General features: G+C 62.4%; 22 protein-coding genes and 2 tRNA genes. 15 read left to right on the top strand and 9 right to left on the bottom strand.

Translation table 11 applies throughout. The annotated features are described in order from the left end of the window. Positions 1–212 precede the first annotated feature (212 nt). Positions 213–1,298, top strand: a complete 1,086-nt coding sequence (locus E8F06_RS15385; RefSeq protein WP_280368724.1) for an ABC transporter substrate-binding protein — start codon at positions 213–215, stop codon at positions 1,296–1,298. Positions 1,299–1,301: 3 nt separating this feature from the next. Here the strand turns inward: E8F06_RS15385 and E8F06_RS15380 are convergent, their stop codons facing one another. The 3 genes from E8F06_RS15380 to E8F06_RS15370 all read right to left on the bottom strand — a co-directional run bounded on the left by E8F06_RS15380 (position 1,302) and on the right by E8F06_RS15370 (position 3,289). Beyond that, positions 1,302–1,520: a DUF2970 domain-containing protein gene (locus tag E8F06_RS15380; RefSeq protein WP_280368722.1), complete on the bottom strand. Its 219-nt coding sequence runs from the start codon at positions 1,518–1,520 to the stop codon at positions 1,302–1,304. A gap of 54 nt (positions 1,521–1,574) precedes the next feature. Then, the gene (locus tag E8F06_RS15375; RefSeq protein ID WP_280368720.1) at positions 1,575–2,615 is read right to left on the bottom strand and encodes an RNA methyltransferase; all 1,041 of its coding nucleotides are present in this window, start codon (positions 2,613–2,615) and stop codon (positions 1,575–1,577) included. A gap of 65 nt (positions 2,616–2,680) precedes the next feature. After that, positions 2,681–3,289: a hypothetical protein gene (locus tag E8F06_RS15370; protein ID WP_280368717.1), complete on the bottom strand. Its 609-nt coding sequence runs from the start codon at positions 3,287–3,289 to the stop codon at positions 2,681–2,683. A gap of 173 nt (positions 3,290–3,462) precedes the next feature. On the opposite strand from E8F06_RS15370, the gene E8F06_RS15365 reads away from it, so the two are divergent. Continuing rightward, complete coding sequence (locus E8F06_RS15365; protein WP_077526017.1) at positions 3,463–3,756, top strand: DUF1883 domain-containing protein; 294 nt, start codon at positions 3,463–3,465, stop codon at positions 3,754–3,756. A gap of 74 nt (positions 3,757–3,830) precedes the next feature. On the opposite strand, the gene metH is transcribed toward E8F06_RS15365, so the two are convergent. Beyond that, on the bottom strand, positions 3,831–7,523 hold the full coding sequence (gene metH, locus E8F06_RS15360; RefSeq protein ID WP_280368714.1) for a methionine synthase: 3,693 nt from the start codon (positions 7,521–7,523) through the stop codon (positions 3,831–3,833). Positions 7,524–7,734: 211 nt separating this feature from the next. On the opposite strand from metH, the gene E8F06_RS15355 reads away from it, so the two are divergent. Both E8F06_RS15355 and nfuA read left to right on the top strand, forming a co-directional pair. Then, a complete protein-coding gene (locus tag E8F06_RS15355; protein WP_280368839.1) occupies positions 7,735–9,981 on the top strand; it encodes a fatty acid cis/trans isomerase in 2,247 nt (748 codons plus the stop codon). 85 nt (positions 9,982–10,066) lie between these two features. Then, positions 10,067–10,651, top strand: coding sequence for a Fe-S biogenesis protein NfuA (gene nfuA / locus E8F06_RS15350; protein WP_280368711.1), 585 nt, complete (start codon positions 10,067–10,069; stop codon positions 10,649–10,651). 255 nt (positions 10,652–10,906) lie between these two features. Here the strand turns inward: nfuA and E8F06_RS15345 are convergent, their stop codons facing one another. The 4 genes from E8F06_RS15345 to E8F06_RS15330 all read right to left on the bottom strand — a co-directional run bounded on the left by E8F06_RS15345 (position 10,907) and on the right by E8F06_RS15330 (position 13,845). Then, positions 10,907–12,073, bottom strand: coding sequence for an MFS transporter (locus E8F06_RS15345; protein WP_280368708.1), 1,167 nt, complete (start codon positions 12,071–12,073; stop codon positions 10,907–10,909). Between the two features lie 22 nt (positions 12,074–12,095). Continuing rightward, positions 12,096–12,338 (bottom strand): DUF1272 domain-containing protein, encoded by a 243-nt coding sequence (locus E8F06_RS15340; protein WP_280368706.1) that lies wholly within the window; start codon positions 12,336–12,338, stop codon positions 12,096–12,098. Positions 12,339–12,348: 10 nt separating this feature from the next. Then, positions 12,349–13,356, bottom strand: a complete 1,008-nt coding sequence (locus tag E8F06_RS15335; RefSeq protein WP_280368703.1) for a DJ-1/PfpI family protein — start codon at positions 13,354–13,356, stop codon at positions 12,349–12,351. A 219-nt stretch (positions 13,357–13,575) separates the two neighbouring features. Further along, the gene (locus tag E8F06_RS15330) at positions 13,576–13,845 is read right to left on the bottom strand and encodes a hypothetical protein (protein ID WP_151134851.1); all 270 of its coding nucleotides are present in this window, start codon (positions 13,843–13,845) and stop codon (positions 13,576–13,578) included. A gap of 315 nt (positions 13,846–14,160) precedes the next feature. On the opposite strand from E8F06_RS15330, the gene E8F06_RS15325 reads away from it, so the two are divergent. Further along, on the top strand, positions 14,161–14,829 hold the full coding sequence (locus E8F06_RS15325) for a PA2778 family cysteine peptidase (RefSeq protein ID WP_280368700.1): 669 nt from the start codon (positions 14,161–14,163) through the stop codon (positions 14,827–14,829). A gap of 60 nt (positions 14,830–14,889) precedes the next feature. Here E8F06_RS15325 and E8F06_RS15320 read toward each other — a convergent pair whose 3' ends face one another. Next, on the bottom strand, positions 14,890–16,173 hold the full coding sequence (locus tag E8F06_RS15320; RefSeq protein ID WP_280368699.1) for an FAD-binding oxidoreductase: 1,284 nt from the start codon (positions 16,171–16,173) through the stop codon (positions 14,890–14,892). Positions 16,174–16,357: 184 nt separating this feature from the next. Here E8F06_RS15320 and E8F06_RS15315 point away from each other — a divergent pair. The 10 genes from E8F06_RS15315 (at position 16,358) to E8F06_RS15270 (ending at position 24,110) form a co-directional block, all read left to right on the top strand. After that, a tRNA-Val gene (locus E8F06_RS15315) sits at positions 16,358–16,434 on the top strand. Between the two features lie 227 nt (positions 16,435–16,661). After that, positions 16,662–18,584 carry a threonine--tRNA ligase gene (thrS, locus tag E8F06_RS15310; RefSeq protein WP_280368696.1) on the top strand — a complete coding sequence of 641 codons (1,923 nt, stop codon included), beginning with the start codon at positions 16,662–16,664 and terminating at the stop codon, positions 18,582–18,584. Further along, positions 18,584–19,135: a translation initiation factor IF-3 gene (gene infC, locus E8F06_RS15305; protein ID WP_271412243.1), complete on the top strand. Its 552-nt coding sequence runs from the start codon at positions 18,584–18,586 to the stop codon at positions 19,133–19,135. The genes thrS and infC overlap by 1 nt, the downstream gene beginning before the upstream one ends. Before the next feature lie 61 nt (positions 19,136–19,196). Further along, positions 19,197–19,391, top strand: coding sequence for a 50S ribosomal protein L35 (gene rpmI / locus E8F06_RS15300; RefSeq protein WP_016493509.1), 195 nt, complete (start codon positions 19,197–19,199; stop codon positions 19,389–19,391). Between the two features lie 28 nt (positions 19,392–19,419). Then, complete coding sequence (rplT, locus tag E8F06_RS15295; protein WP_044874620.1) at positions 19,420–19,776, top strand: 50S ribosomal protein L20; 357 nt, start codon at positions 19,420–19,422, stop codon at positions 19,774–19,776. A 94-nt stretch (positions 19,777–19,870) separates the two neighbouring features. Continuing rightward, positions 19,871–20,887, top strand: coding sequence for a phenylalanine--tRNA ligase subunit alpha (gene pheS, locus E8F06_RS15290; RefSeq protein WP_077526030.1), 1,017 nt, complete (start codon positions 19,871–19,873; stop codon positions 20,885–20,887). A 37-nt stretch (positions 20,888–20,924) separates the two neighbouring features. Further along, positions 20,925–23,303 (top strand): phenylalanine--tRNA ligase subunit beta, encoded by a 2,379-nt coding sequence (pheT, locus tag E8F06_RS15285; RefSeq protein WP_280368693.1) that lies wholly within the window; start codon positions 20,925–20,927, stop codon positions 23,301–23,303. Positions 23,304–23,306: 3 nt separating this feature from the next. Then, the gene (gene ihfA / locus E8F06_RS15280) at positions 23,307–23,609 is read left to right on the top strand and encodes an integration host factor subunit alpha (protein WP_044874623.1); all 303 of its coding nucleotides are present in this window, start codon (positions 23,307–23,309) and stop codon (positions 23,607–23,609) included. Further along, positions 23,590–23,946 (top strand): MerR family transcriptional regulator, encoded by a 357-nt coding sequence (locus E8F06_RS15275; RefSeq protein ID WP_016493505.1) that lies wholly within the window; start codon positions 23,590–23,592, stop codon positions 23,944–23,946. The genes ihfA and E8F06_RS15275 overlap by 20 nt, the downstream gene beginning before the upstream one ends. 87 nt (positions 23,947–24,033) lie before the next feature. After that, positions 24,034–24,110 (top strand) — tRNA-Pro (locus tag E8F06_RS15270). Positions 24,111–24,226 lie beyond the last annotated feature (116 nt).

The following is a 24,226-nucleotide window of genomic DNA, read 5'->3' as shown; positions in this document are numbered from 1 at the left end:
CCGAACATTCCGAAGACACCAACCACGACAGCAAGGTCGATGCCTGGGCCATCTTCTTCCTGATCCTGATTGCCGTTTCCACTGCTGTGTTCTGGGTCAGCCATCAATAAGGGACACGTGGGGCGGACTGGCTTCCGCTCGTCCGCCCCACCTTATCCGGTCGCCCTGCGATAAGCGGTTATACTGCGCCGCTGCTTATTCAGGGTTATGGAATGAAAGGACGTTGTGCCTCCCTTCTGTTTTTTCTCTGCCTGGGGCTCAGCCAGTCGCTGAGTGCCGCTTCGGTGGTGTTTCTCAACCCGGGCCGGACCCACGAACCCTTCTGGGCCAGCTATGCGCAGTTCATGCAGGCAGCCGCCAGCGACCTGGGCATGAAGCTGGAAATCCGCTATGCCGAACGCAGCCTGGAGCGGATGCTCGACCAGGCTCGCGAAGTGCTGCAGGGCGAGAATCGGCCTGATTACCTGGTTTTCGTCAACGAGCAGTACGCTGCGCCGGAAATCCTGCGGCTGGCCCGCGGCAGTGGGGTCAAGCTGTTCACGGTGAACAGCACGCTGACGCCTGACCAGCAGGCCGTGACCGGAGGCACCCGGGAGCGTTACCCGGACTGGATCGGCAGCATGGTTCCCAATGATGAGGAAGCCGGCTATCTGATGGCGTATACATTGCTGGAGCAACAGGCGCGCCGTACACCAGGCCAGCCCTTCGAGGTGCTGGCGTTCTCCGGGGTCAAGCAGACACCCGCCGCCCAGCGCCGCGAGCAGGGGCTGATGGCCGCTCTCGCCGAGTTCCCCCAGGCCCGCCTGCGACAGCTGGTCTACAGCGAGTGGAATCGCGATCGCGCCTACAACCAGGCCCTGCAGCTGTTCCAGCGTTATCCGAGCGTCAGTGTCGTGTGGTCGGCCAACGATGAAATGGCCTTCGGTGCGATGAAGGCGGCCAGCGAGCTGGGACACAAGCCGGGGCGGGACATGTACTTCTCCGCCCTGAACAATTCCCCGGAAGTCCTGCGCGCCTACCTCGATGGGCAGATCAGTGCCCTGGTCAGCGGCCACTTCACCCTTGGCGGCTGGGCGATGGTGCTGCTGCATGACTACGACGCAGGCGTGGACTTTGCCCAGCACGGGGGCAAGGATCGCGAAGTGCGACTGTTCATGGCCCTGGACCGGGACAGAGCGAAGCGTCTCCTGCGGCACATCGAGCGGCAGGGCTACGACCTGGATTTCCGCGCCTTCAGCCTGGTGGGCAAAAAGGCTACGGCTGACTACCGCTTCTCCCTGGAACCGCTGATCGACTGAGGCTCACACCCCGGCGAGGTGGAGTATCACTTTCACCAGTCCGAACAGCACCAGCACGAAGATGGCGGTGAACAGCACCCCGAGAATGATGAAGTGGCTGGGTTTGCCACGGCTGAAGTCGCGGGCTCGATTCTTCCCGCTCTGCACGCCGAATGCCGCCGCCAGCACGCTCTGCAGCATCTCGCGGAAGCTCAGGGGTTGATCGTGATTCTTGTCGTCCATGGGCACCTCCTGGCCTGAGCTTAGCTCGTCGGCCGGGAAATGCTGTCTGGTCGCTCAGGAGGCCGAGCGGTGCAGGCGGCGGGTATTGACCACTTCCACCGCGCGGGCACGCAGCTGGCCGCAGCCGCCTTCGACGTCCTGGCCGGCGGAGTTGCGCACCTTGGTGAGGATGCCGCGGCTGTGCAGGTAGCGGACCATCTGCACGATGCGATCGCCCTCCGGGCGCTGGTACTCGTCCGCATCCAGGCTGTTGTAGGGGATGAGGTTCATCACCGCGTACTTGCCCTTGAGCAGGCGCAGGATGCCGTCCATTTCTTCCTGGCTGTCGTTGATGCCCTTGAGCAGCGTCCACTGGTACTGGATCGGATAGCCGATGTTGCGGGCGTACCGTTCGCCCAGCTCCACCAGCTCGTCCGGGGCAATGCGCGGCGCCTTGGGCAGCAGTTGCTCGCGCAGGTCTGCCCGGGTGGTGTGCAGGGAAAGCGCCAGCGCTGGCTTGACCCGCTCCAGGGGCAGGCGCTCGAAGACGCGCATGTCGCCCACGGTGGAGAACACCAGGTTCTTGTGGCCAATGCCGCCATCGGTGCCCAGCAGATCGATGGCTTCGAGCACGTTCTCCAGGTTGTGCGCCGGCTCACCCATGCCCATGAACACGACCTTCTTCACCGGCCGGAAGCGGCGGGCGAGGGCAACCTGTGCGACGATCTCGGCACTGCCCACCTGGCGCAGCAAGCCGCTCTTGCCGGTCATGCAGAACACGCAGCCCACGGCACAGCCCACCTGAGTGGAGACGCAGAGGCCGTCACGGGGCAGCAGCACGCTTTCCACCATTTGGCCATCGCGCAGCGCCACCAGCAGCCGGGCGGAACCGTCGACGCCGGGGTGCTCGGATCGCAGGCTCACCAGGGAGCCCAGTTCCTCGGCCAGTGCTGGCAGGCCGTCACGGACGCTCAGGGGCAGGAAGTGCTCGGTGTGCTGACGGCGGGTGCCTGCGTCCAGGGTCTTGCCCTGCAGCCAGGCACGCACCACCCGCCCGCTATGGACGGGGAGGGCGCCGAGGTCGGCGAGTCGCTGGTGGATATCGGGGATTCGCATGGGGCGCGCATCCTACCACTGTCCCCGAAACGGTGGCAGACCCGCCGATCGGCGCTGGATATGACTCAGGGCGCCTCGACGCTGATGGCCAGCGCGGAGGTCATCCGGATGACCACTTCCTGATTGAGATAGGAAGGCTTGAGTTCGATGTCCGGCCGCACCCGCACGACCTTGCGGGTACCGTCGGCGAACTGCAGCGTGGCGGTGTGCTGGGTGGTGTCGATAGCTTTGACCACAGCTGTGATCTCTACGGTATTGGCGACCAGCATGCCCGGCTTGTCACCCTCAGGTGCAGTCGCCACTACGCCAGCGGCGCCATCTTCCGCGGCTTTGCCCGGTGCGCGCAGCTCGATCACGCGCTCATGGGTCACCACAGCGTTGACCCGGTCGCCCACCTTCAGCTGCGAGAAATTGCGCATTTCCGGGACAGCGTTGAAGGTCTGGCGATTGCCCTGTTCGTCCTCCAGCGTGAAGGTGCGCTTCTTCTGGTCGACGGCCTGGACCACCGCCGAGATCTGCTCGGTCTCGGATACGACGCTACCGGGCACCCCTTGGGCGTAGGCTTCGCCCGAGCTGGTGGTGGCGGTCAATCCCTCATTTTCCGCATGGCTGGCGCAGGCCGCGAGCAGGCCGAGGGTAATCAGGAGAGCGGGAATACGGCTGGCGTCGAGCATAAAAAGTCCACCTTGGTCGATCGGGTTCCATGAATGTTGGATGCGCGGTGGGAGTTCATCCCGTTCCACCCGGGCATCCTGCCTGGTCGGCTTCTTCAGCGTAGGCGAGGCTGCGGCATTTGCCTCCGTGGTATCCTCGCGCGCTGTTTGATTCAGCGATTCGGGAGCTGTCCATGAAGTTCATCCATCAACGCGAGCACCTCAACGAGGGTGACCTGGTCGTCATCCAGTGCTCGCAGACCTGCAACATCCGGCTGATGAACGATGCGAACTTCCGCAGCTTCAAGAATGGTGCCCGCCACAACTACATCGGCGGCGCGTTCGACCGCTTCCCGGCGAAGATCGTGGTCCCCAGCACCGGCTTCTGGAACGTCACCCTCGACACCGTCAGCCGCCGCGCCATCAGCGTGACGCGCAAGCCCAACTTCGAGTGGTCGATCAAATTTGTGAGGCGTACCAAGGGATGAATCCCGTTCCATGAAAAAGCCCCGCTAGTGCGGGGCTTTTTCATTGTGCGGGTGCTTACAAGTCACAACTGGGATCAGTTGTCGTATCCCAGATTCGGTGCCAGCCAGCGCTCGCTTACGGCCTGGTCCTGGCCCTTGCGTTTGCTGTAGCTCTCGACCTGGTCGCGTTCGACTTTACCAACGGCGAAGTACTGGGCCTCGGGGTGGGCGAAGTACCAGCCGCTGACCGCCGCCGCCGGGAACATGGCGTAGTGCTCGGTGAGGGTCACGCCGGAGGTGCCTTGCGGGTCGAGCAGGTGGAAGAGGGTGCCTTTCTCGGTGTGGTCCGGGCAGGCCGGGTAGCCGGGAGCGGGGCGGATGCCCTTGTACTGCTCCTTGATCAGCGCCTCGTTGTCCAGATGCTCGTCGGTCGCGTAGCCCCAGTGCTCCTTGCGCACGCGCTCGTGCAACCACTCGGCGCAGGCTTCGGCCAGGCGGTCGGCCAGGGCCTTGACCATGATGGCGCTGTAGTCGTCGCCCTTGGCTTCGTACTGCTTGGCCAGCTCCTCGGCGCCGATGCCGGCAGTGGTGATGAAACCACCCACGTAGTCGGTGATGCCGCTTTCCTTGGGCGCCACATAGTCCGCCAGGCAGAGGTTCGGTTTGCTGTCGGGCTTGATGGTCTGCTGGCGCAGGTGGTGGAGGCGCGCCAGGGCCTTGCCATGGCCGTCGTAGACTTCGATGTCGTCGTGGTCCACCTGGTTGGCCGGCCAGAAGCCGAACACCGCACGGGCCTTGATCAGCTTGCCGTCGATCAACTGCTTGAGCATGGCCTGGGCGTCGTTGAACAGCGCGGTAGCCGCTTCGCCCACCACTTCATCAGTGAGGATGCGCGGGTACTTGCCGGCCAGGTCCCAGGAGATGAAGAAGGGGGTCCAGTCGATGTACTGGGCCAGCACCGCCAGGTCGATGTCCTCCAGCACCTGGACGCCGGTGAAGCTCGGCTTGGCGACCTGGTGGGAAGCCCAGTCGAACTGCGGCTTGTTGGCCAGGGCGTCGGCGTAGGCCAGGCGCTCGGTGCGGGCAGCGCGGTTGGCGGTACGCTCGCGGACCTCGGCATACTCCTCGCGCAGCTTGCGGGCGTACTCCGGCTTCATCTCCTTCGACAGCAGGGTTGTAGCCACTCCGACCGCGCGCGATGCGTCGGTGACGTAGACCACGGCGTCATTGCTGTACTGCGGGTCGATCTTCACCGCCGTGTGTGCCTTGGAAGTGGTGGCGCCGCCGATCATCAGCGGCAGGTTGAAGCCCTGGCGCTGCATTTCCTTGGCGACGTGGACCATCTCGTCCAGGGACGGGGTGATCAGGCCGGACAGGCCGATGATGTCGCACTTCTGCTCGCGGGCGGTCTGCAGGATCTTCTCCGCCGGCACCATCACGCCGAGGTCGACGATGTCGTAGCCGTTACAACCCAGTACGACGCCCACGATGTTCTTGCCGATGTCGTGCACGTCGCCTTTCACGGTAGCCATGAGGATCTTGCCCTTGGCTTGCGGCTTGTCGCCTTTCTCCGCTTCGATGAAGGGGATGAGGTGAGCCACGGCCTGCTTCATCACGCGGGCGGACTTCACCACCTGGGGCAGGAACATCTTGCCGGCGCCGAACAGATCGCCCACCACGTTCATGCCGGACATCAGCGGGCCTTCGATCACCTCGATGGGGCGCGCGCACTTCTGGCGGCACTCCTCGGTGTCTTCGACGATGAAGGTGGTGATGCCCTTGACCAGCGCATGCTCCAGGCGCTTCTCAACGCTGAAGCTGCGCCATTCCTCGCTTTCGGCTTCCTTCACCGCGCCGCCGCCACGGTAGTTGTCGGCGATGGCCAGCAGGGCCTCGGTGCTGCCCTCGTGGCGGTTGAGCACCACGTCTTCGACCTTGTCGCGCAGTTCGGCGGGGATCTCGTCGTAGATCTCCAGCTGGCCGGCGTTGACGATGCCCATGGTCAGGCCGTTCTTGATGGCGTGGTAGAGGAACACCGAGTGGATCGCTTCACGCACCGGGTTGTTGCCGCGGAAGGAGAAGGAAACGTTGGACACGCCGCCGGACGTCAGCGCATAGGGCAGCTCGTCGCGGATGTAGGCGCAGGCCTCGATGAAGTCCACTGCGTAGTTGTTGTGCTCCTCGATGCCGGTGGCCACGGCGAAGATGTTCGGGTCGAAGATGATGTCTTCGGGCGGGAAGCCCACTTCGTTGACCAGAATGTCGTAGCTGCGCTTGCAGATTTCCTTCTTGCGTGCGGCGGTATCGGCTTGGCCGACTTCGTCGAAGGCCATCACCACCACGGCCGCGCCGTAACGCTTGCACAGGCGGGCATGGTGCTTGAACGCCTCGACGCCTTCCTTCATGGAGATGGAGTTGACGATGCCCTTGCCCTGGATACATTTCAGGCCCGCTTCGATCACTTCCCACTTGGAGGAGTCGATCATGATCGGCACGCGGGAGATGTCCGGCTCGCCAGCGATCAGGTTGAGGAAGGTGACCATGGCCGCCTGGGAGTCGAGCATCCCTTCGTCCATGTTGATGTCGATCACCTGGGCGCCCGCTTCCACCTGTTGCAGGGCCACTTCCAGGGCCTCGGTGTAGTTTTCTTCGCGGATCAGGCGGGCGAACTTGGCGCTACCGGTGATGTTGGTGCGCTCGCCGACGTTCACGAACAGCGAACTGCGGTCGATGGTGAAGGGTTCCAGGCCCGACAGTCGGCAGGCCTTGGGGATGTCCGGGATCACGCGCGGCGGATACTTGGCCACGGCCTCGGCGATGGCCTGGATGTGCGGCGGGGTGGTGCCGCAGCAACCGCCGACGATGTTGAGCAGGCCACTGGCGGCGAACTCTTCCACCACTTCGGCCATCTGCGCCGGGGTTTCGTCGTATTCGCCGAAGGCGTTGGGCAGGCCGGCGTTGGGGTGCGCCGAGACATGGGTTTCAGCCTTGGCCGCCAGCTCCGCCAGGTAGGGGCGCAGCTCCTTGGCGCCGAGGGCGCAGTTCAGGCCGATGGAGATCGGCTTGGCGTGGCGCACCGAGTTCAGGAAGGCCTCGGTGGTCTGGCCGGACAGGGTGCGGCCGGAGGCATCGGTGATGGTGCCGGAGATCATGATCGGCAGTTCGAAGCCCAGTTCCTCGAACACGCCCTGCACGGCGAAGATCGCCGCCTTGGCGTTGAGGGTATCGAAGATGGTTTCGATCAGGATCAGGTCGGAGCCGCCTTCGATCAGGCCCTTGGTGGCTTCGCTGTAATTCTCCACCAGCTCGTCGAAGGTGACGTTACGGTAGCCGGGGTTGTTCACGTCCGGGGAAATGGAGCAGGTGCGGCTGGTCGGGCCGAGCACGCCGGCAACGAAGCGCGGCTTGGCCGGGTTCTCGGCGGTCTTGGCGTCGGCGACTTCACGGGCCAGGCGCGCGCCTTCGACGTTCAGCTCATACACCAGCTCTTCCATGCCGTAGTCGGCCTGGGACACGCGGGTGGCGTTGAAGGTGTTGGTCTCGAGGATGTCCGCGCCAGCGTCCAGGTAAGCCTTCTCGATGGCCTGGATCACGTCCGGGCGGGTCAGCAGCAGCAGGTCGTTGTTGCCTTTCACGTCGCTCGGCCAGTCAGCGAAGCGAGTGCCACGGTAGTCCTCTTCCTGCAGCTTGTAGCTCTGGATCATGGTGCCCATGCCGCCGTCGAGGATCAGGATGCGCTCTTTGAGCGCCTGTTGCAGGGCTTGCTGGCGGGCGATGCGGTCGGACATGGGAACTACCTGAAGGTGGCGTGAACAAAGGCGAGGATGATAGCAAAACCTTAGTAATTTTTAGCTTGTCCGCCATTTCCATGAATTTCGTTCATGTTGGTGCGGGGGCGGATTCGCCGTCCCATGCCGCAAGCCACTAGAATCCGCCCATTCACTCCTCACGGATCGAGTCATGTCGCTGCGTACCCTTGCTTCGTTGTTTGTCCTGTTCATGCTGTGGATGCGCCCGACAGTGGCTGAGGAGCTTTCCTACAGCCGCGACGTCCAGCCGATCTTCACGCAGAAGTGCGTGGCCTGCCATGCCTGTTACGACTCGCCTTGCCAGCTCAACCTGGGCAGTGCCGAGGGGGCCGCGCGGGGTGCCAACAAACTGCCGGTGTACGACGGAGGCCGCACCAAGGCTCAGGAAACCACTCGCTTGTACTTCGACGCGCGTGGCGCCGAGGCCTGGCAACGCAAGGGCTTCCATTCCGTGCTCGATGCCAATGGCGCCCAGGCCGCATTGATGGCGCGGATGCTGGAGCTGGGTCGGTCAAATCCGCCAAAACCCAACGCCAAGCTGCCCGCCGACCTCGATATCAGCATCAATCGCCAGAACCAGTGCCCCCTGCCCGGGGAGTTCGACGACTACGCCCGCAAGCACGCCCGCGCCGGCATGCCGTTCGCCGTTACTGGCCTCAGCGACGGGGAATACCAGACCCTGCAACGCTGGCTGGCCCAGGGCGCCCCAGTCGAGGAGCAGGCCGTGCAGCCCAGCGCTGCCGAGGCGCGCCAGGTGGCCGATTGGGAAAGCCTGCTCAACGCGCCAGGCGCCCGCGAGGTGCTGGTGGGGCGCTGGCTGTTCGAGCATCTGTTCCTCGCGCACCTATATTTCGAGGGCGGCGAGCCGGGACACTTCTTCCAATTGGTGCGATCGCGCACGCCCAGCGGCCAGCCGATTGACCCTATCGCCACGCGCCGCCCGAACGAGGATCCGGGCAACAATTTCTACTACCGTCTCTGGCCCATCCAGGGCGTGATCGTGCACAAGACCCACATCACCTATCCGCTGAGCACGGCGAAGCTGGCGCGGGTCAAGGAACTGTTCTTCAGCGGCGATTGGGTCGCCGATCAGGTGCCCGGCTACGGTGCCCAGCGCCGCGCCAACCCCTTCGAGACCTTCCAGGCTATCCCGGCGCAGGCGCGCTACCAGTTCATGCTGGATAACGCCGAGTACTTCGTGCGGACCTTCATCCGCGGCCCCGTCTGCCGTGGCCAGATCGCCACCGACGTGATCCGCGACAACTTCTGGGCACTGTTCCAGGCCCCGGCCCACGATCTGTACATCACCAATGCCGAGTACCGAGAGCAGGCGACACCGCTGCTGGCGATGCCGGGGCAATTCGACGAGATCGGCGACTTGCTGGGGCTGTGGCGCAGCTACCGCGACAAGCGCAACGCGTACGAAGCGCTGCGCATGGCGGCCTATGCGGATGCTCCGGTGCCGAGCTGGTCGCACATCTGGACCGGCAACGACAACGCGCTGCTGTCGATCTTCCGCCAGTACGACAGCGCCTCGGTACGCAAAGGCCTGATCGGCGAGATCCCGCAGACCATCTGGTGGATGGACTATCCGCTGCTCGAGCGCACCTACTATCAACTGGTGGTCAACTTCGACGTGTTCGGCAATGTCTCCCACCAGGCGCAGACGCGGCTGTACTTCGACCTGATCCGCAATGGTGCCGAAGTGAACTTCCTCCGCCTGATGCCTGCCGAGTCCCGGGCGGCGCTGCTTGGCGACTGGTACCAGAAGAGCGGCAAGGTGAAGATGTGGCTGGACTACCAGAGCATCGACAAGGACACCCCAAGCGCTCTCGCCTTGCCCGAAAAGGACCCCAAGCGCGCTTTCGCCCAAGAGCTGCTGTCGCGCTATGCCGGTATCAATGCAAGGCCTGATCCCATCAACCGTTGCAGTGATGGCCGTTGCTTCCGGTCGGACGTCGCACGCGAGCTGCAGGACGTGGAGCAGGTGCTCAGTCGCTTGGTGAGCCGGCCGGCTGCAGGGCTCAAGGTAATCGAGCAACTGCCGGAGGCGACCCTGCTGCGGGTCGAAACGTCCGATGGGCGCCGCGAGATTTACAGCCTGCTGCGCAACCGCGCCCACAGCAACGTGGCCTTCATGCTCGGCGAGGAACTGCGTTACCAGCCGGGGCTGGACACCCTGACGCTGTACCCCGGCGTGCTCTCCAGCTATCCGAACTTCATCTTCAATCTCAAGGCGGGGGAGGTGGAGGCCTTCGTGTCTGCCCTGGAGAAGGCGAAGGACGGTGCAGCTTTCGACAAGGTGGTAGAGCGCTGGGGCATCCGTCGCACCCACCCGGAATTCTGGTCCTACTTCCACGACCTGGCCGCTTTCATCCGTGAAACCGAGCCGGTGGAGGCGGGAGAGCTGGATATGAATCGGTATCAGAACCTTTGACGAGAATAATTCCTACCAAATTGGTAGGGCTTTAACCCCTGTTCCCCTTTGGCGTACACTGCGCCCATGTTTGCGAGGAGTTGCCATGAGCGCCATCACCATTACCCAAGCTGCCCAGGACTATCTGGCTGACCTGCTCGAGAAGCAGAACACCCCGGGCATCGGCATTCGAGTCTTCATCACCCAGCCGGGTACCCAGTACGCCGAAACCTGCATCGCCTATTGCAAGCCGGGCGAGCAGAAGCCGGAAGACAGCGCCCTGGCGCTGGCCGCTTTCACCGCCTGGATCGACGGTATCAGCGAGCCTTTCCTGGAAGACGCAATCGTGGACTACGCCACCGATCGCATGGGTGGCCAGCTGACCATCAAGGCGCCTAACGCCAAGGTCCCGATGGTCAACGAAGAAAGCCCGCTCAATGAGCGCATCAACTACTACCTGCAGACCGAGATCAACCCCGGTCTCGCCAGCCACGGCGGTCAAGTGAGCCTGGTGGACGTGGTCGAGGAAGGCATTGCCGTGCTGCGTTTCGGCGGTGGCTGCCAGGGCTGCGGCATGGTCGACATGACCCTGAAGGATGGCGTTGAGAAAACCCTGATGGAGCGTATTCCGGAGCTCAAGGGCGTGCGTGACGTCACCGACCACAGCAATCGCGAAAACGCCTACTACTAAGGCGCGATCGAAACAAGAAAGGCGACCTCCGGGTCGCCTTTTTCATGCCTGTTTGTGGGGGCGAATTCATTTGAACTCGGGAAACCACGTCCTTAGGGCGTGGTCATGAGTCATCGGCTCTGCCTGTGACGATCGAAATGCTCCGAGTGGCAGGCTGAAGTCGGGGCTTTTGTAGGATGGGTCGGGCGGCTTGCGATACCCATCAGCTCTGTCCGCATGGGTATCGCTCCGCTCCACCCATCCTACGGAGGTCATTCAGCCTGCCGCCAGCCGGCGCCGCACCGGCAAGAACATCAGCAGGGCGACCGCCAGCAGGGGCAGCATGCCCAGGTTCACCGCATCCCAACCGATCCCGCTGATCAGCGCTCCCGACGTGAAGGACGCACACGCTGCCACCAGGCCATTACCCAGCTCCATCAACCCCTGCGCCTGGCCGCGCTCCTCGGCACTGTGGCCCTCGCCCAGCAGGGTGGTGCCTGCCACCAGCATCAGGTTCCAGCCGACGCCGAGGAGGAAGGAACTGAGCAGGAAGTTTGCCTGGCCCAATCCGGAAAGTGCCGTCACGGCGCTGACCAACAGGACGAGGCCGCCGACTAGCGCGACGCGTCGGCTACCCAGGCGATCCACCAGTGGGCCGGCGACGAAGGCGGGGAGAAACATGCCGAGGATGTGCCAGCGGATCACCTCGGTGCTGGATTCCAGGGAATGGCCGCAGAAGTTCATCGCCAGCGGTGTGGCGTTCATCACCAGCACCATCAGGCCATGGCCGATGGCGGTGGTGGCCAGCGCTGCGCGCACCAGTGGGCGGGAGAGCAGGGCGCGGGCTTCTGCCCAGCCCGCCTTGGGCGGGCGTGGTGCTTCGCCTTCGCGCAGGCGTGACATCAGCAGCAGGGCGATCAGCGCCAGCACCGCGATCAGCAGGTAGGCGCCGACAAAGGGAACATCCAGCGCAGCGCGCGACCACAGGGACAGGCTCGGGGTGATCAGGGCTGCGCAAACGCCGCCGCCGATCACATAGGCAGTCGCTCGGCCTTTCTGTGTGTCTTCCACTGCCTCCAGGGCGGCGAAGCGGTAGTACATGGCCGAGGCCTGATAACCGCCAATGGGCAGGGCGCCCAGGCAGAACAGGACGAAATCCCCCAGCCATACGCCCAGCGCACTCAGGAGCCCGCCCAGTACACCGCACGCGGCGCCGAGCATCAGGCCGGGGCGGCGACCGTGGCGCTGCATGAACAGCGACAAGGGTTGCACGGCCAACAGGTTGCCCAGGACCAGCAGCGCCAGCGGCAGAGTCGCCAGGCTATTGATCGGCGCCAGTTGCAGGCCCACCAGCGAGGTGAGCGTGATGCCGATCATCGAGCAGCTCCAGTAGAGCGCCTGGCCGGCGAACAGCAGCCGAATGCTGGGATTGTTCAGCAGCATGGTTCTTCCTTGAATGGGTGGTTCAGGTCGGGCAGCCGGCGGGTTTCAGGATGCGCTGCGTGGACGCGGGATACCTGGCCAGCTTAGTCGCGGGGCGGATGGGGCGCCGAACCAGTTCGCCGCCGCAGTTGGGGCAGGTTCCATGCAGGCGTTGATCGGCACAGTCACGGCAGAAGGTGCATTCGAATGAGCAGATCAGCGCCTCGGTGGACTCCGGGGGCAGACTCTTGTCGCAACATTCGCAATTGGGGCGTAGTTCGAGCATGGCGAAGTCCTCAGTCGAAGGTCGGGCGTCCGAAGCGCTCCGCGTACTCCTGCGGGCTCACGGACAGGTGCTTGTGAAAGGTGCGGCGCAAGTTTTCCGGGTGACCGAAACCGGTCAGGCGCGCCACCGTGGCGATGGAGGCCTGGGCGTCCTGTAGCAAGGTGCGGGCGGCCTCCAGGCGGATGCGTTCGACATACTTGCCGGGGCCTACGCCCAGCTCCTGGGAAAAGGTGCGAGAAAGGCTGCGCGGCGCCATCTTCGCTTGGGCCGCGAGCGCTTCGAGAGACAGATCGCCGCCAAGGTTGGCCGGGATCCACTCCAGCAGCGCAGCCAGCCTGGGTGTGCGGCTGGGTTCCGGCGTAAGCAGGGCACTGAACTGCGTCTGGCCGCCGGGACGGCGCAGGAACAGCACCAGCCGGCGAGCCACGGCCAGCGCCACGGAGCGGCCAAGGTCCGCTTCCACCAGGGCAAGCGCCAGGTCGATACCAGCAGTGACGCCTGCGGACGTGAATACGTGGGCGTCGCCATCCTGGCCTTGCGGGTCATAAGTGTGCAGGCGGTCTCCTTGTACTTCCACCGCGGCATGGCAGCTTAGGGCCTCCACGTCCGACCAGTGCGTTGTGGCCTTACGGCCATCCAGCAACCCGGCTGCTGCGAGGACCAAGGCGCCCGAACAGATGGAACCCAGGCGTCGTACTTGGGGTTCTGCCCGGCGTAGCCAATCCAGCAAGGCCGCGTCTTCGCAAAGCTGGGTCATCTCCATCCCACCGGGAATCAGCAAGGTGTCCAGGCTTGTCGGGTCGATCTCGCGCCAGGCCTGCTCAGCCACCAGCGCAAAGCCGGCGGATGTCTTCACCGGCCCCGCCTCAGGGCCGAGCAGATGCAGCACGTAGCAAGGCGGCAGCCCCTGGCGCTGGCGTTCGACATTGGCCGAGGCGAACACCTGCAGCGGGCCGGTGACATCCAGGCTCATGACCTCGGCGAAAGCGAGGCAGGCGATATGGCGAATTGGGTCCATGACGATCTCGGGAGAAGCGATGACGTCAGTCTGCAGCGAATGGCGGATGGCAACAATGACAATAGGCCCACAGATCTCGCCAAGGCTGGCGAAGTCCATCACCTGTTGGGGAGGTCGGATTCAGTGCGGGATCGGGAAGGGGGGAGATCGGGAGGGAAAACGCAGCCGGGGCGAGCAGGGAGGCCTGCCCGCCGCGCATTGGGCACTGGCGCTGGAGTCTTACTCCGGCATCGTCCAGGGCTCGAGGTCGTAGCCCTTGCGGCTCAGCTCCTCACGGGATTGCTTGAGGATGCTTGCCAGTTGCTCCGGGTCGGAATAGGTGCTGCAAGGAATCTTCGAACGACCGAGCAGACGGGTATTGGTACGGTCGATCACGCTGATGCTGAGTTCGCCGGTGCCGTCTTGCAGGGCCCAGGCAACGCACTGGAAGGGTTTGAATGCACGGCCAGTGATGATCAGTGCTTCGTTGAAACGCAGCGGAGTGTTCATGGGAGCGGGTCTCTCCATATTGTGCCCAATGAAGGTGACGGCGCGGCTTCAGCCCTTTGTTACACCGTCGTGAATGTGGATGGCGAGACCTGACCGAGAAGTCACAGCGCGTCGTGAAATACTAACTTTTTGTCGCGCAAATGAATGGGTAAGCGGCTTTTGTACCCGCTGTTGTGTGTTTTGCACGATGCGATGGGTATACAGACCGCATCCGGCATTGTTCCGGATCGCATCCTGCAAGGCGTGCGATGTACCGGCCGGGCTCCTGCCAGTATCATCGGCAGCCATTCGAGGTTGCCTACAGCGAGTGTTGCCGTGCCCGTCCTGAATCGCCTGTTCCGCCCTGTCCTTATTGCCGCTTGCGTTGCCGTGCTGGCCGGTTGTGCTGCCCAGCCGCTGTCGTCGAAGCTGCAGGCCGGGCCTGAGCGGGTCGAGCTGAGTGGCGTCCCCTTCTTTGCCCAAAACGCCTACCAGAGTGCACCCGCCTCGATGGCCGCCCTGCTGACCCAGCAGGGGGATGACGTCACGCCGGGCATGGTCGAGAAGGAATTGCAGCTGCCGCAGAAAGAGGCGTCCCTGCGCGAAGGGCTGGCGGCGACAGCGCGTCAGCACGGTCTGATCGTCTATCCGCTGGGCAATCGGCTGGATGACCTGCTGGAGCAGGTCGCCGCGGGCAATCCGGTGCTGGTGCACCTGCGTGAAGGTTTTGGCTGGATGCCCTCGTGGCGTTACGCATTGCTGGTCGGTTACGACCGCACCAACGAGCAGGTGTTGCTGCGCCTTGGCCATAAACGCCGGGCTGTGATGAGCTTCAGCGAGTTCAAGGCGGACTGGACGGAGACGGGAAATTGGGCGGTGCTGGTGCAGGCGCCGAATCAGTTGCCGGCGTCGGTGGAGCGGGCGCGCTGGCTGAAGGCCGCAGATGAGCTCGCAGCGGCGGGCCAGGTCAACGCCGCCAAGATGGCGCGTCTGCAGATGCCTTGAGCAGGCTGATCGAGAAATGAAAAACGGCGCCCTGGGGCGCCGTTTTTCGTTGCTGGCGGATTAGACGCCCAGCTTGTCGCGCATGGTGTAGTACCAGGCACCCATCGCAGTGAAGGGCACACGGAACATGCGACCACCCGGGAAGGGGTAGTGCGGCAGGCTGGCGAAGGCGTCGAAGCGCTCGGCCTGGCCGCGCAGGGTTTCGGCAATCACCTTGCCCGCGATGTGGGTGTAGGTCACGCCATGGCCGCTGCAGCCCTGGGAGTAGTAGATGTTGTCGCCGATCCGGCCGACCTGGGGCAGGCGCGACAGGGTCAGCAGGAAGTTGCCGGTCCAGGCGAAGTCGATCTTCACGTTCTTCAGCTGCGGGAAGGTCTTCAGCATCTTCGGACGGATGATGGCTTCGATGTTCGCCGGGTCGCGGGCACCGTAAACCACGCCGCCGCCGTAGATCAGGCGCTTGTCGCCGGAAAGACGGTAGTAGTCCAGCAGGTAGTTGCAGTCCTCTACACAGTAGTCCTGCGGCAGGAGGGACTTGGCCACTTCATCCGACAGCGGCTCGGTGGTCACCACCTGGGTGCCGCAAGGCATGGATTTGCTGGCCAGCTCGGGAACCAGGTTGCCCAGGTAGGCGTTGCCGGCCACAACCACGAACTTGGCCTTAACGCGGCCTTTCGGGGTGTGCACCACCGGGTTTGCGCCGCGCTCGATACGGGTCGCGGGGCTCTGCTCGTGGATCACGCCGCCCAGGGACTCGATGGCTGCGGCTTCACCCAGGGCCAGGTTGAGCGGATGGATGTGACCGCCGCTCATGTCCAGCATGCCGCCAATATAGTTGTCGGTCGCCGCCACTTTGCGGATGCCCTTGGCGTCCAGCAATTCCAGCTGGTTGTGGCCGAAGCGCTCCCACAGTTTCTTCTGGGCTTCCAGGTGCGCCATCTGCTTCTTGGTGAAGGCTGCGAACACGCCGCCATCCTTCAGGTCGCACTGGATGTTGTACTTGCTGATGCGGTCGCGAATGATGCGGCCGCCTTCGAACGCCATGTCAGCCATCAGCTTGGCGTTCTTCGGGTTTGCGGTGCGCTCGATAGAGTCGATGTCGCGGCTATAGCTGTTGACGATCTGGCCGCCGTTACGGCCGGACGCGCCGAAGCCCACCTTGGCGGCCTCAAGCACGGTGACCTTGAAACCGTTCTCCAAAAGGAAGAGGGCAGTGGAGAGGCCGGTATAGCCTGCACCGATGATGCAGACGTCGGTTTCGGTCTCACCTTGCAGTTCGGGGCGTGCCGGCACCGGGTTGGCCGAGAACGCGTAATAGGACTGAGGGTAGGGAGTGTGCGTCATAACGGAATCTCTGTTTTTTATTTTTTACAGATGTGGTGATCCTACCTGAGTTGAAACGGGCCGGCTAGCCTCTGTGCAAAATATTCAACGAGGCACTGAACAGTAAAAAATCCACTTTTTCAGAGAGTTAGCGAAAAAAGGTGTTGACAGGAAAAACTCAGTCCGTAGAATGCGCACCCATCGAAGGCACATAGCTCAGTTGGTTAGAGCACCACCTTGACATGGTGGGGGTCGTTGGTTCGAGTCCAATTGTGCCTACCAAATTCGATAAAAAGGGTCACTCAGGTGACCCTTTTTTATTGGGCGCTTGTCGGGGCTCCAGGTTTCTGCAAGCATCCCGCTCTTCATTACCTCCAGTGACTCTGGTTCGGCCATGGTTGGCTGCAAGGCTCCTGCCACCGTACGGCAGGCACACCACCGAATCGCGTACTGGCTCATCCCAACCCATGTGGCCTTTGGTAGAGGTCACCACTAGGAGAGGAGGCGCCATGCCCATCATCACTCTTCCTGACGGCAGTCAGCGTACTTTCGATAACCCCGTTTCCGTGCTCGAAGTGGCTCAGTCCATTGGTGCGGGCCTGGCCAAGGCAACCCTGGCCGGCAAGGTCAACGGCAAGCAGGTGGATGCCTGCGACCTGATCGAAACCGACGCGACCCTGCAAATCATCACGCCGAAGGACGAGGAGGGCCTGGAAATCATCCGCCACTCCTGCGCACACCTGGTTGGCCACGCCGTCAAGCAGCTCTATCCGACTGCTCGGATGGTGATCGGTCCGGTGATCGACGAAGGCTTCTATTACGACATCGCTTTCGAGCGCCCCTTCACTCCTGAAGATATGGCAGCGATCGAAAAGCGCATGGCCGAGCTGATCGAAAAGGACTACGACGTCATCAAGAAGATGACTCCGCGGGCTGAGGTCATCGATCTGTTCAAGGCTCGCGGCGAGGAATACAAGCTGCGCCTGATCGAAGACATGCCGGACGAAACCGCCATGGGCCTGTACTTCCATGAGGAGTACGTGGACATGTGCCGCGGCCCGCACGTGCCGAACACCCGCTTCCTGAAAGCCTTCAAGCTGACCAAGATTTCCGGTGCTTACTGGCGTGGCGACTCGAAGAACGAGCAGTTGCAGCGTATCTACGGCACTGCCTGGGCTGACAAGAAGCAGCTGGCTGCCTACATCCAGCGCATCGAAGAAGCTGAAAAGCGCGACCACCGCCGCATCGGCAAGCAGCTGGACCTGTTCCACCTGCAGGAAGAGGCGCCGGGCATGGTGTTCTGGCATCCGGCCGGCTGGACTGTCTATCAGGTGCTGGAGCAGTACATGCGCAAGGTGCAGCGCGACCACGGCTATGTGGAAGTGCGAACCCCGCAGGTGGTTGACCGCATCCTCTGGGAGCGTTCGGGCCACTGGTCCAACTACGCCGAAAACATGTTCACCACTTCGTCGGAAAGTCGCGATTACGCGGTCAAGCCGATGAACTGCCCGTGCCACGTGCAGATCTTCAACCAGGGTCTGAAGTCCTACCGCGACCTGCCGCTGCGCCTGGCCGAGTTCGGTGCCTGCCACCGTAACGAGCCGTCCGGCGCGCTGCACGGCATCATGCGTGTGCGCGGCTTCACCCAGGACGACGCCCACATCTTCTGCACCGAAGATCAGGTGAAGAAGGAAGCGGCTGACTTCATCAAGCTGACCCTGCAGGTCTACAAGGACTTCGGCTTCGCTGACATTTCCATGAAGCTGTCCACTCGTCCGGCCAAGCGTGTAGGTTCCGACGAGCTGTGGGATCGCGCTGAAGGTGCTCTGGCTGATGCGCTGAACGAGTCCGGTTTGACCTGGGAATACCAGCCGGGCGAGGGTGCTTTCTACGGTCCGAAGATCGAGTTCACCCTGAAAGACTGCCTCGGCCGTAACTGGCAGTGCGGCACCCTGCAGTACGATCCGAACCTGCCGGAGCGTCTGGATGCCAGCTATATCGCCGAAGATAACAACCGTAAGCGCCCGGTGATGCTGCATCGCGCGATCCTCGGTTCCTTCGAGCGCTTCATCGGCATGCTGATCGAGCACTACGCTGGTTCGTTCCCGGCCTGGCTCGCGCCGACCCAGGCGGTGATCATGAATATCACCGACAAGCAGGCCGATTTTGCCGTTGAAGTGGAAAAGGCTCTCAACGAAAGCGGTTTCCGTGCCAAGTCCGACTTGAGAAACGAAAAAATCGGCTTTAAAATCCGCGAGCATACTTTGCTCAAGGTTCCCTATCTCTTGGTTATTGGAGACCGGGAGGTTGAGACTCGATCCGTTGCTGTGCGTACCCGTGAGGGTGTCGACCTGGGTTCCATGCCCATCGAAAGCTTCTCTGAATTGCTCGCACAAACGGTTTCCCGGCGTGGTCGCCAAGAATTGGAGTAATCACTATTAAGCGTGAAATGAGACAGGACAAGCGGACTCAACCGAAAGCCCCGATCAACGAGAACATTACGGCTCGCGAGGTGCGGTTGATTGGTGCTGACGGCCAGCAGATTGGCGTCGTCTCGATTGATGAAGCGCTTCGCGCTGCTGAAGAAGCGAAGCTGGATCTGGTAGAGATCTCTGCCGATGCCGTGCCGCCTGTTTGCCGGATCATGGATTACGGCAAGCACCTCTTCGAGAAGAAGAAGCAGGCCGCTGCGGCGAAGAAGAACCAGCACCAGCAGCAGATTAAAGAAATCAAGTTTCGTCCAGGGACGGAAGAAGGGGATTACCAGGTAAAACTACGCAACCTGGTACGTTTCCTTAATGAAGGGGACAAGGCCAAGGTATCCCTGCGATTCCGCGGCCGTGAGATGGCCCACCAGGAGCTGGGTATGGAGCTGTTGAAGCGGGTCGAAGCCGACCTCGCCGAAATCGGCACCGTAGAACAGCATCCTAAGCTGGAAGGACGCCAGCTGATGATGGTCATCGCTCCCAAAAAGCGAAAGTAACCCCCAGGGCACTGGCAGGCCTTGCGGTTATGTTTATTGATTGAATGCGGAGTATCCGAACATGCCAAAAATGAAAACCAAGAGCGGTGCTGCGAAGCGTTTCAAAAAGACCGCTTCCGGCTTCAAGCACAAGCACGCTTTCAAGAGCCACATCCTGACCAAGATGACTACCAAGCGTAAGCGTCAGCTGCGCGGCTGCACCCTGGTGCACCCGTCTGACGTGCGTAAAGTAGAGCGCATGCTGCGCGTTCGTTAATCGGTCAAGATTCTAGAGGAAATTACTCATGGCTCGTGTTAAGCGTGGCGTCATCGCTCGTGCTCGTCACAAAAAAATTCTGAAACTCGCCAAAGGCTACTACGGCGCACGCAGCCGCGTGTTCCGCGTTGCCAAGCAGGCGGTGATCAAGGCTGGCCAATACGCCTACCGTGACCGTCGTCAGCGCAAGCGTCAGTTCCGCGCTCTGTGGATCGCTCGTATCAACGCTGGTGCTCGTCAGAACGGTCTGTCCTACAGCCGTCTGATCGCTGGCCTGAAAAAAGCGGCCATCGAGATCGACCGTAAGGTTCTGGCCGACCTGGCAGTGAACGAAAAAGCGGCGTTTGCTGCGATTGTCGAGAAAGCTAAGGCCGTTCTGGCTTAAGTCCCCGACAATCACCGGGTTCGCCCGGTGCTGAACGTCACCGATAGGGGAAGGGCCTTGCGCTCTTCCCCTATTTCGTATCTGGAGTCAGTAAATGGAAAATCTGGATGCGCTGGTCTCGCAAGCGCTTGAGGCCGTGCAACAAACCGAAGACGTGAATGCCCTGGAGCAGATTCGCGTTCACTACCTTGGCAAGAAAGGCGAACTGACCCAGGTGATGAAGACCCTGGGCGATCTGCCGGCTGAAGAGCGTCCCAAGGTCGGCGCCCTGATCAACGCCGCCAAGGAGCGCGTTCAGGATGCCTTGAATACCCGCAAAGAGTCGCTTGAGCAGGCTGCCCTGACCGCCAAGCTCGCGGCCGAGCGTATCGACGTGACCCTGCCGGGCCGCGGCCAGGCCTCCGGTGGCCTGCATCCGGTAACCCGCACTCTCGAGCGCGTCGAACAGTTCTTCACTCGGATCGGCTACGGCATTGCCGAAGGCCCCGAAGTCGAAGACGACTACCACAACTTCGAAGCGCTCAATATTCCCGGCCACCACCCGGCCCGGGCAATGCACGACACCTTCTACTTCAACGCGAACATGCTGCTGCGTACCCACACCTCCCCGGTACAGGTGCGCACCATGGAGTCCCAGCAGCCGCCGATCCGCATTGTCTGCCCCGGCCGCGTATACCGCTGCGACTCGGATATCACCCACTCGCCGATGTTCCACCAGGTCGAAGGCCTGCTGGTAGACGAAGGCATCAGCTTCGCCGACCTCAAGGGCACCATCGAAGAGTTCCTCCGTGTGTTCTTCGAGAAGGACCTCGGCGTGCGTTTCCGTCCCTCCTTCTTCCCCTTCACCGAGCCGTCGGCCGAAGTCGACATGCAGTGCGTGATGTGCTCCGGCAAGGGCTGCCGCGTGTGCAAGCAGACCGGCTGGCTGGAAGTGATGGGTTGCGGCATGGTTCACCCGAACGTGCTGCGTATGTCCGGCATCGATCCGGAGAAATACCAGGGCTTCGCCTTCGGCATGGGCGTTGAGCGCTTGGCCATGCTGCGCTACGGCGTCAACGACTTGCGCCTGTTCTTCGACAACGACCTGCGCTTCCTCGCGCAATTCCGCTAGGTCGTAGTGTCCGAAACGAATCCCTTAGGAGAGCAGGATGAAATTCAGTGAACAATGGCTGCGGAGCTGGGTAAGCCCGCAGGTATCCCGTGACGAGCTGGTGGCTCGTCTGTCCATGGCCGGCCTCGAAGTCGACAGCGTTACTCCGGTAGCGGGCGCCTTCAGCGGCGTGGTCGTGGGCGAGGTGCTGAGCACCGAACAACACCCGGACGCCGACAAGCTGCGCGTCTGCCAGGTGAGCAATGGCAGCGAGACTCTGCAGGTCGTGTGCGGCGCGCCCAACGTGCGCCCCGGCCTGAAGATCCCCTTCGCCATGATCGGTGCCGAACTGCCGGGCGACTTCAAGATCAAGAAGGCCAAGCTGCGTGGCGTTGAGTCCAATGGCATGCTGTGCTCGGCTTCCGAACTGCAGATCAGCGATGAAAATGACGGCCTGATGGAACTGGCGGCTGACGCCCCTGTTGGCCAGGACATCCGTGCCTACCTCGGCCTGGATGACGTGATCATCGAGCTGGGCCTGACCCCCAACCGCGGTGACTGCCTGAGCATGTCCGGCCTGGCCCGCGAAGTGGGTGCGCTCTACGCAGCTCCAGTCACTCGCCCGCAAGTCGCCGCCGTTGCGCCGGCTCACGACGAAGTACGCCCGGTTGAAGTGACCGCTCCTGCTGCCTGCCCGCGCTACCTCGGCCGTGTGATCCGCAATGTCGACCTGTCCCGCCCGACCCCGCTGTGGATGGTCGAGCGCCTGCGTCGCTCCGAAGTGCGTTCCATTGATGCTGCCGTCGACATCACCAACTACGTGATGCTCGAACTCGGTCAACCGATGCACGCCTTCGACCTCGCCGAGATCAACGGCGGCATTCGCGTGCGCATGGCGGACGAGGGCGAGAAGCTCGTCCTGCTGGATGGCCAGGAAGTATCCCTGCGCGCAGACACCCTGGTGATCGCCGACCACAATCGCGCCCTGGCCATCGCCGGCGTGATGGGTGGCGAGCACAGCGGCGTTAGCGGCAAGACTCGCGACCTGTTCCTGGAAGCGGCCTTCTTCGACACCATCGCTGTCGCCGGCAAGGCTCGCTCCTACGGTCTGCACACCGATTCGTCCCACCGCTTCGAGCGTGGCGTTGACTTCCAACTGGCTCGCGAAGCCATGGAACGTGCGACCGGCCTGCTGCTGGAAATCGTCGGCGGCGAAGCCGGCCCGATCATCGAAGCTGCCAGCCAGGAAAGCCTGCCGAATGTAGCTCCGGTGACCCTGCGCGCCGATCGCATCGCCCAGATGCTGGGCATGGAAATGGACGCCGCCGAAGTCGAGCGCCTGCTCACCGCGCTGGACCTGAAGGTCACCGCCGAAGGCGCTGGCCAGTGGCGCGTAGAAGTGCCGAGCCACCGCTTCGACATCAGCCTGGAAGTGGACCTGATCGAAGAGCTGGGCCGCCTCTACGGCTACAACCGTCTGCCGGTTCGTTACCCGCAAGCCCGCCTGGCGCCGCGTGCGCGCGCCGAAGGTGCGGTTGAACTGCCGGCCCTGCGTCGCCTGCTGGTGGCTCGTGGTTTCCACGAAGCCATCACCTACAGCTTCATCGATCCGAAGCTGTTCGAGCTGTTCACTCCGGGCGTGAAGCCGCTAATGCTGGCCAACCCCATCTCCGCCGACATGGCCGCCATGCGCTCGTCGCTGTGGCCGGGCCTGGTGAGCGCGCTGCAGCACAACCTCAACCGTCAGCAGTCTCGCGTTCGCCTGTTCGAAAGCGGCCTGCGCTTCGTTGGCCAGCTTGAAGGCCTGAAGCAAGAGCCGATGCTGGCGGGCGTGCTCTGCGGTTCCCGTCTGCCGGAAGGCTGGGCCAACGGTCGCGACGCCGTCGACTTCTACGATGCTAAGGCCGACGTCGAAGCCGTTCTCGGCGCCGCCGGCGACTTGGGTGCCTTCAGCTTCGTGCCGGGCGAGCATCCGGCTCTGCACCCGGGCCAGACCGCTCGCATTGAAAGGGAAGGGCGCCTGGTTGGCTTCCTCGGTGCACTGCACCCGGAATTGGCCAAGGCCCTGGACCTGGATCAACCGGTCTACCTGTTCGAGCTGGTACTGGCCGAAGTGATGCAAGGCAAGCTACCGAGCTTCAGCGAACTGTCGCGCTACCCTGAAGTGCGCCGTGACCTGGCCCTGCTGGTGGATCGCGAGGTTCCCGCAGAGTCCGTGCTGGCCACCATCCGCGAAGCCGCTGGCGAGTGGATGACGGACCTCAGGCTATTTGACGTGTATCACGGTAAAGGCATTGATCCGCTTAGAAAAAGCCTTGCCGTTGGCTTGACCTGGCAGCATCCATCGCGCACTCTTACTGACGATGAGGTGAACACCACGACGCAAAACATCGTCACCTCGCTAGAAGACAGGTTCAATGCCACGTTAAGGAAGTAGCGTATGGGGGCTCTGACGAAAGCTGAGATGGCTGAACGTCTTTATGAAGAGCTTGGCCTGAATAAACGGGAAGCCAAGGAACTGGTGGAGCTGTTCTTCGAGGAAATCCGTCAGGCGCTGGAGCACAACGAACAGGTGAAGTTGTCAGGATTCGGCAACTTCGATCTGCGCGACAAGCGTCAGCGGCCTGGCCGAAACCCGAAGACAGGAGAGGAAATCCCGATCACGGCTCGCCGTGTGGTCACTTTCCGTCCAGGGCAGAAACTCAAAGCCAGGGTTGAAGCTTATGCTGGAACCGAGTCATAACGACGAGTTACCGCCCATTCCAGGCAAGCGTTACTTCACTATTGGCGAAGTTAGTGAACTCTGCGCAGTCAAGCCCCACGTGCTGCGTTACTGGGAGCAGGAATTTCCCCAGCTCAACCCAGTAAAGCGGCGCGGCAACCGTCGCTACTACCAGCGTCAGGATGTGCTGATGATTCGGCAGATCCGGGCGCTGTTATACGATCAGGGCTTTACCATCGGCGGGGCGCGCCAGCGCCTCTCCGGGGACGAAGCCAAGGAAGACACCACGCAGTACAAGCAACTCATCCGCCAGATGATCGCTGAGCTCGAAGATGTCCTCCATGTGTTGCGGAAGTGAATTTTTTTGAAAAAAACCTTCCACAATTCAAAAGCTTAAGATATAGTTCGCTCCGCTTCCGGTGATCCGGAGCGAGCTACAAAACGTCGGGGCGTAGCGCAGCCTGGTAGCGCACTTGCATGGGGTGCAAGGGGTCGAGTGTTCGAATCACTCCGTCCCGACCATATTCTTCAACGACTTAGGCCGGTAGCGAAAGCGCCGGCCTTTTTCGTTTCTGCGATTTGGCATTTCTGGTAGTGAATTGGTAGTGAATTGAGATTTGCTGGACCTACTTGGGGTT

It is taken from the genome of Pseudomonas sp. BN411, assembly GCF_029871235.1.
Lineage (GTDB): Bacteria > Pseudomonadota > Gammaproteobacteria > Pseudomonadales > Pseudomonadaceae > Metapseudomonas.
Note: the sequence above shows the minus strand (reverse complement) of the source record. Positions and strands in the feature narration are given on the sequence as shown.